This is a genomic window from Bacteroidota bacterium (genome assembly GCA_018692315.1).
Taxonomy (GTDB): Bacteria; Bacteroidota; Bacteroidia; order Bacteroidales; family JABHKC01; genus JABHKC01.
On sequence record JABHKC010000169.1, the window covers coordinates 22,989 to 29,185 of the forward strand.

A 6,197-nucleotide genomic window follows, 5' to 3' on the forward strand; every position below is an offset into this window, starting at 1 on the left:
TATTTAGCCATATTTTTCAAATTTCTTAAATCTTAGTTAATGAGAAAACTCTTTCAAATATTTAGTGGCTCAAGTTTATTAAAATGGAAAATTTTCTTCCTATTAATAATATCGTTAATTTCATGCGACTTGGATAAATTGTTTCCTCCCTGCGAAGCCGAAGAACCTAAGGATGCCCAACTTTTTGTATATATAACAATCAATGAAGAAAATAAGAATGTTCCCATCACAATTTTTGAAGGAAATATTGAGGATTCTCTTATTGTGTGGGAAGATTTTTCGAAGGACAAAGAATTTTGGGTTTATCTCCCATTAAACAAGTACTATACTGCAGCTGCAGAATATCAGGTTGGCAACAAAACCATAATTGCAATTGATGGCGAAGAAATGAAAAGCAAAGAAAAGTATGATGAAAACGGTGATCCTTGTTGGGAAATTTACGGTGGATATTTATACTGCGAACTTGACTATGAAAAATAATCAAAAAAAACAGTTTAATATTTTATTGAAACATATTCAATTTCGCTAAAACTTCCTTCTTTTATTTCAAAATAAGTATTTGTCCCAATAATTCTTGTTTTAAATTTGAAAGTACCTGATACGGTTTTTTCAACATTATCGAACTCACTTATAATAATATAACCGGATTCCGTAACATGATCAACAAATTCTCCACCATTCAGATCAATTGTACAATACAGAAAAGTTGAACCATTTATTGGGTCAAACATATCGTAGGTGGTTTCTTTCAAAATCCCATCGTTGTCGGGGCATTGCAAGGCAAGTTTAATTCTTCTTTTGTCAGAAGATGTTGCCATAATATCAAGACGAACAGACTCTTGCGATTCAACTTCCAGCAAAATAGTTTCAAACTCGTTTGCACTCCATGATGAGCCATCAACTTTTGCACTCATTGTTGGATTTGGCTCATCATCTTTTGTGCAACTGATTGCAAATAGTCCAATTATTATAAAATAGATTATCCTTGTCGATAAGTTCATGTCAATAAATTTTACTCCTTTTTAATAATGCAAATATAATTAAGAATATTGTATATAATTCTTTTAAATTTACTTTAATAAAATTCAAATCGATTTTTGCAGAAATAATAAACAACTGAATTTTACTAATAGTGCAAGAAAAGTTGTAAAAAATTGATATATTAATTATTCCTTGATAGTTTTATAAAAATAATACTTTTGTAATTTTTTAATAAAATAGTTTTGGAATGGCAAAAAAATACATTTTTAGAAGTTTGAAAAATACGCTATTGTTAGTTTTAGCAATAATATTGTTTTCTTGCGGAAATACTTCAAGAATAGAAGAAGCTCAAAAAGAGTTATTACAAGTTGATATTGACCATTCCAATTTGTCGAAAAAAGAAGGACGGCACAAATCTTCTGCAAAATATATTCATCCTAATTCAGTGTATCTTAAACCTCAGAAAGAGCCCATAGTTGGAAAAAATGCTATTCTAAATATTCTTTCGAGAAACGAAGATGCCAAAGCAAAATTAAGCTGGCAACCTACTAAAGCGATTGTTTCAAAGTCAGGCGATTTAGGCTATACTTTTGGGACTTATAAAATGAAAAAACGCAGAAAAGTTTCTCATGGAACCTACGTAACTATTTGGGGAAAAAACGAAGAAGGCAAGTGGAAATTTGTATTAAAAAGTGCAAATGAGGGATTAGGTAACCAAGAGTAAATTTCTATACTCGAGTATCAATTTTATAATTCATCTGATTAAAAACAATTTTACATATTTTCATTTTAATTGCTTCAAAAAAGTTCTACTATATAAAATGTAAAATTCAATCATACAAATGAAGCCTTACATTTTTTAAGATAAGAGAACAAAATGCGAAAATTATCAGCAAATTTTATTTTCCCAATAGCAGGTAAACCATTGAAAAATGGGATTTTAATAATTGGCGATTCAGGCGAAATTCTTAAAATCGTTGACACAAATGGGGAGCTTTACGAATCAGAAAAACTTGAATTTTACAATGGGGTTTTAGTACCTGGATTTGTAAACACACATTGCCATCTCGAACTTTCGCACCTAAAAAATAAAATCACCAATGATTTAGGCCTTACAAATTTCATTGATAATATCAAAAAACAAAGATTTGCTTACAATGAAGAAATTCATGAAGCTGCAAAAAATGCCGATGAAATGATGCAAAAGGAAGGAATTGTTGCTGTTGGTGATATTTCTAATACCAGCAAGAGTTTCCCTGTAAAATCGAATAGCAAAATTCACTACCATACATTTATCGAAGTTTTTAGTTTCTTGGAAAAGCAGGCAGATGAGGTTTTTCAAAAAGCCCATAACTTATATATAGCCTACCAGAAAAATGTAAATAGCTCAGTTTCAATTGTTCCTCATGCCAGTTATTCGGTGAGTGAAAAATTATTTTCGAATATCAGTGAATTTGCTCTAAAAAACAACTCACTAATTTCGATTCATAATCAGGAATGCGCCGGTGAAAATAAAATGATTTCTGATAAAACAGGCGATTTGTACGATTATTTCATAAAATGTGGTTTCGATTTGTCGGAATGGAAAGCTAACGGGAAAAATTCAATAAACTCCTCAATCAGACAACTTCCTGAATCTGTAAAAAAAATATATGTACACAATACATTCACAAGCAAAAACGATTTAGATTTGGTTTTAAACCAGAAGGAAAATATTTTCTTTTCAATTTGCCCAAATTCAAATATTTACATTGAAAACAAATTGCCAAATTTACCTTTGTTCATGAAAAAAAATGCACAAATTACAATTGGCACCGATAGTTTGGCATCGAACAATTCACTTTCAATATTGGAAGAATTAAAAACTATCAACAATTTTTTTCCGGAAATTTCTTTCATGAATCTCATAAAATGGGCAACACAAAATGGAGCACTTGCATTAAATCTGGAAAAATCGTATGGAAGTTTTGAAACAGGAAAAACCCCGGGAATAAACCTAATCCAGAATTTCGATTTTGAAAAAATGAATGTTAGTAAAAAAAGTACAGTTAAAGTAATTGTCTAAACAATATTTGAGATAGGATTTTTAGTTAAAACATTACACTTTTAATGTTAGTAAAAGAAGATTTAATAGAAACAGACTTATTTTTCTGCAAGCGAAAAAACCTTGCACTAAAACTTTTGATTGTTGTTTTTTCATTAATCACTTTAATCAGTAATTCCACTAAAGGACAAACTATTACCTTCAAATATTGGCTTACAGGAAACAAAAAATCGGAAATAGAAATTAGTGATGGGCTTCGGCAAGGTAATCATACTTTTTGGTATTTTAATGGACTTAAAGAAATGGAAGCCAGCTACACAAACGACAGCTTAAACGGCAAAATAATTGCCTGGTACAGAAACGGACAAATAGAATTTATTGGCAATTATAAAAATGGGAAGAAACATGGCAAATGGCAGATCTGGTATCGGAATGGTATGGTAAAAAGTAAGGTTTTTTATACCGAAGAAATCCCTGACGATTTTTGGATTTTCTGGTATAAAAACGGACAAATGAAAGAAAAGTCCTATTATTTAGGTGGACTCCTTGAAGGCATTTGGACAGTCTGGCACAAAAACGGACTAAAGAAAGAAGAAGGAAATTGTCAGGATGGTTTAAAACATGGAATTTGGACAGAATGGTATTTTAATGGCGAAAAACGCTCAGAAATAGAATATCACTTTGGCGAAATAAAAAGACCACCTATTTATTGGTGGTCTAATGGAAAAATTAATGACGATACGTAGTAAAATTATATTATATTTTTGGGACTGGATAACATCAAATTATCTTGAAGTTTTCCCTAAACGAAAATAACTGTTCTTAAATCATTAATTCTGAAACGTATTCCACTTCCGGCTCCTTTGCTACAAACAAATCCAGTTGTTTATCTGTGTTAAAACCTCTTATTTTCGACTTATGTTTTGCTGCTATATGAGTATTTTCAATTTCTTGTTTTCTGCAAATGCTTATATCCAAATACTCTTTTTCTATGTCTATACCTAAAAATCTCCTCTCCAATAGATTTGCAGAAATTCCAGTTGTACTACTACCCGTAAATGGATCTAAAATCCAAGCCCCTTTTTGTGTAGAAGCAAGAATTAATCTTGACAAAACCGATAATGGCTTTTGAGTTGGATGCTTTTTGCAAGTTTTCTCCCATGGTGCTATTGCCGGCAAATTCCACACATCTTTCATTTGTTTTCCTTCGTTCAAGTCTTTCATCAATTCATAATTGAAATAATGAGGAACTTTTTCATTTTTTCTTGCCCAAATTATTTGCTCGGTTGAGTGAGTGAAATATCGGCAAGAAAAATTTGGTGGTGGGTTTGTCTTTTGCCATGTAATTATGTTTAAAATTTTAAATCCAAGTTCTGTAAGAATTTGCCCAACACTAAAAATATTATGCAGCGTACCACTTATCCAAATAGTCGCATCTTCTTTCATCTTGTCCCTTGCCAGCTCCAGCCATCTACGATTAAAATCATTTATATAATCAAAGCCATGAGATTTGTCCCAATTTCCTTTGTTTACAGAAACTATCTGCCCACTTTTAATTGTCAATCCGTCATTTGAAAGAAAGTATGGCGGATCTGCAAAAACCATATCAAATTTGTGATTGAATTGTGGGAACAATTCAATCACATCACCGTGTAGTAAGGTGAATTTTTTATCCTTTGATTTAAAGTATGGCTTAAGCATTAGTTTTAAACTTCTGATATAGCATTATAAAGCATTTCTCTCCCTGACCTTGACCAATATGTAATATCTTGTTCAATAAAAAACCAACGAGCTAACTTTAATATCAATTCATAAGTTTCTCCACCTAGCGGAAGTTCTTGAATTTTTTCATATGAGGTTTTAAAAGAGTTTAACTCATATATTGACTCAATTGCATTGAGTAAAATAATCCATTCATCTTCACGTAGGTTTTGCTTTTTTAACCTCAGATCATCAATCAAAAAGTTATGTTTTGGTGGTTTATCATTACTATTATTATACAATAAATGGTTTTCGATATAAATTACAAAATCACAACCTTTGTTTAAACGTCCAGGTCTTTCAATATAAATCCTGTTTTCATCAACCAAATGCTCAACAAAATATCTATATTTTGTTTGAGGATTTTCTGCTTTCATTACATTTAATAAATGATTTCTAATCTCAGCCCGTGTTGTATATCTTTCAATATTATATAAATCTATATTGATTGAGTTATCATCTCTTATTGTCATAATACTCTATTTTTCAAAACTTAATGTGTCAACATTTCCAAAATCAATAAATGCTATGCTTTATTAATATACTCTCAAGTGTTTTTTATTTCCTTAATAAACTCAGCTATACTTGTTAGATTATAAACTTTTGGAATATTATTATATGCTTCTCCTAATTTATTTTTTGCACTTAACCAACCATACCCATCCGTAATCCATACAAATTCAAAATTGTCATATTGATTTATTTTTGGTGCAATATCTGTATAAGCCCTTGCTGTTTCATTAGGTTTTGAACCTCCGGTATTATAATAATTTGCTTCGATTAAATAAGTCATTGAATTACTTTTTATTACAAAATCAAATCTTTTAACATCTTCGCCTAAACTCAACAATTCAGGAAAATTTGTATGTTCAACTTCTCTTTCAAATACTATATTATTATTACTGAAAATTTTAGCAACAGTAAATTCCATTTGTTTTCCGGTTCTGTTTTTTCTCGCATTGCTGTCCAAGCCAACCTCCACACCAAAAACATAATCAACGAGGTTTGTTACATGTTTGTTCTGAAAAACTTTAGCTAAACCACTTTCAATTATAAATTCATATATTAATTCAGGTGTTTCTAAATATGAATTTACCGATACTATTTTGAGATTTCTTATTGCTTTTTTGTTTTGACTTTTTCTAACAGCTATCAATATTGTTAATACTGAAAAAACATTTTCATTTTCAATATATAGTTCTCCAACAGCTTTTTTCAAATCAATATGCCCAATTAAATAGTTTAGTTGATTTAGCTTTATTTTTATTTTATCAACATTTTTATTTACTTACATAAAACTAACAACCTAACTATAATGCACAGCTCTCTCAGTAAAACGAATGAACGTTTTTCAAAGCGGCTATTATGGGTCTTATCTTATAAGCTAAAATTTTAGCTTAATGATATTTAT

8 protein-coding genes are annotated in these 6,197 nt (G+C 30.2%); 4 read left to right on the forward strand and 4 right to left on the reverse strand.

Going from position 1 to position 6,197, the window contains the following annotated elements:
• The first annotated feature begins 39 nt into the window (after nt 1-39).
• Nucleotides 40-480, forward strand: a complete 441-nt coding sequence (locus HN894_13000; protein ID MBT7144238.1) for a hypothetical protein — start codon at nt 40-42, stop codon at nt 478-480.
• A 14-nt stretch (nt 481-494) separates the two neighbouring features.
• Here HN894_13000 and HN894_13005 read toward each other — a convergent pair whose 3' ends face one another.
• A complete protein-coding gene (locus tag HN894_13005; GenBank protein ID MBT7144239.1) occupies nt 495-1,001 on the reverse strand; it encodes a hypothetical protein in 507 nt (168 codons plus the stop codon).
• A gap of 227 nt (nt 1,002-1,228) precedes the next feature.
• Between HN894_13005 and HN894_13010 the strand changes: the two genes are divergently transcribed.
• The 3 genes from HN894_13010 (at nt 1,229) to HN894_13020 (ending at nt 3,771) form a co-directional block, all read left to right on the forward strand.
• A complete protein-coding gene (locus tag HN894_13010; protein ID MBT7144240.1) occupies nt 1,229-1,705 on the forward strand; it encodes a DUF4440 domain-containing protein in 477 nt (158 codons plus the stop codon).
• 153 nt (nt 1,706-1,858) lie between these two features.
• A complete protein-coding gene (locus HN894_13015; GenBank protein ID MBT7144241.1) occupies nt 1,859-3,046 on the forward strand; it encodes an amidohydrolase family protein in 1,188 nt (395 codons plus the stop codon).
• A 44-nt stretch (nt 3,047-3,090) separates the two neighbouring features.
• Nucleotides 3,091-3,771 carry a hypothetical protein gene (locus HN894_13020; protein ID MBT7144242.1) on the forward strand — a complete coding sequence of 227 codons (681 nt, stop codon included), beginning with the start codon at nt 3,091-3,093 and terminating at the stop codon, nt 3,769-3,771.
• Between the two features lie 76 nt (nt 3,772-3,847).
• Here HN894_13020 and HN894_13025 read toward each other — a convergent pair whose 3' ends face one another.
• The 3 genes from HN894_13025 to HN894_13035 all read right to left on the reverse strand — a co-directional run bounded on the left by HN894_13025 (nt 3,848) and on the right by HN894_13035 (nt 6,053).
• Nucleotides 3,848-4,726: a site-specific DNA-methyltransferase gene (locus tag HN894_13025; protein ID MBT7144243.1), complete on the reverse strand. Its 879-nt coding sequence runs from the start codon at nt 4,724-4,726 to the stop codon at nt 3,848-3,850.
• A 5-nt stretch (nt 4,727-4,731) separates the two neighbouring features.
• Nucleotides 4,732-5,259, reverse strand: a complete 528-nt coding sequence (locus HN894_13030) for a hypothetical protein (protein MBT7144244.1) — start codon at nt 5,257-5,259, stop codon at nt 4,732-4,734.
• Nucleotides 5,260-5,333: 74 nt separating this feature from the next.
• Nucleotides 5,334-6,053 (reverse strand): restriction endonuclease, encoded by a 720-nt coding sequence (locus HN894_13035; GenBank protein MBT7144245.1) that lies wholly within the window; start codon nt 6,051-6,053, stop codon nt 5,334-5,336.
• Nucleotides 6,054-6,197 lie beyond the last annotated feature (144 nt).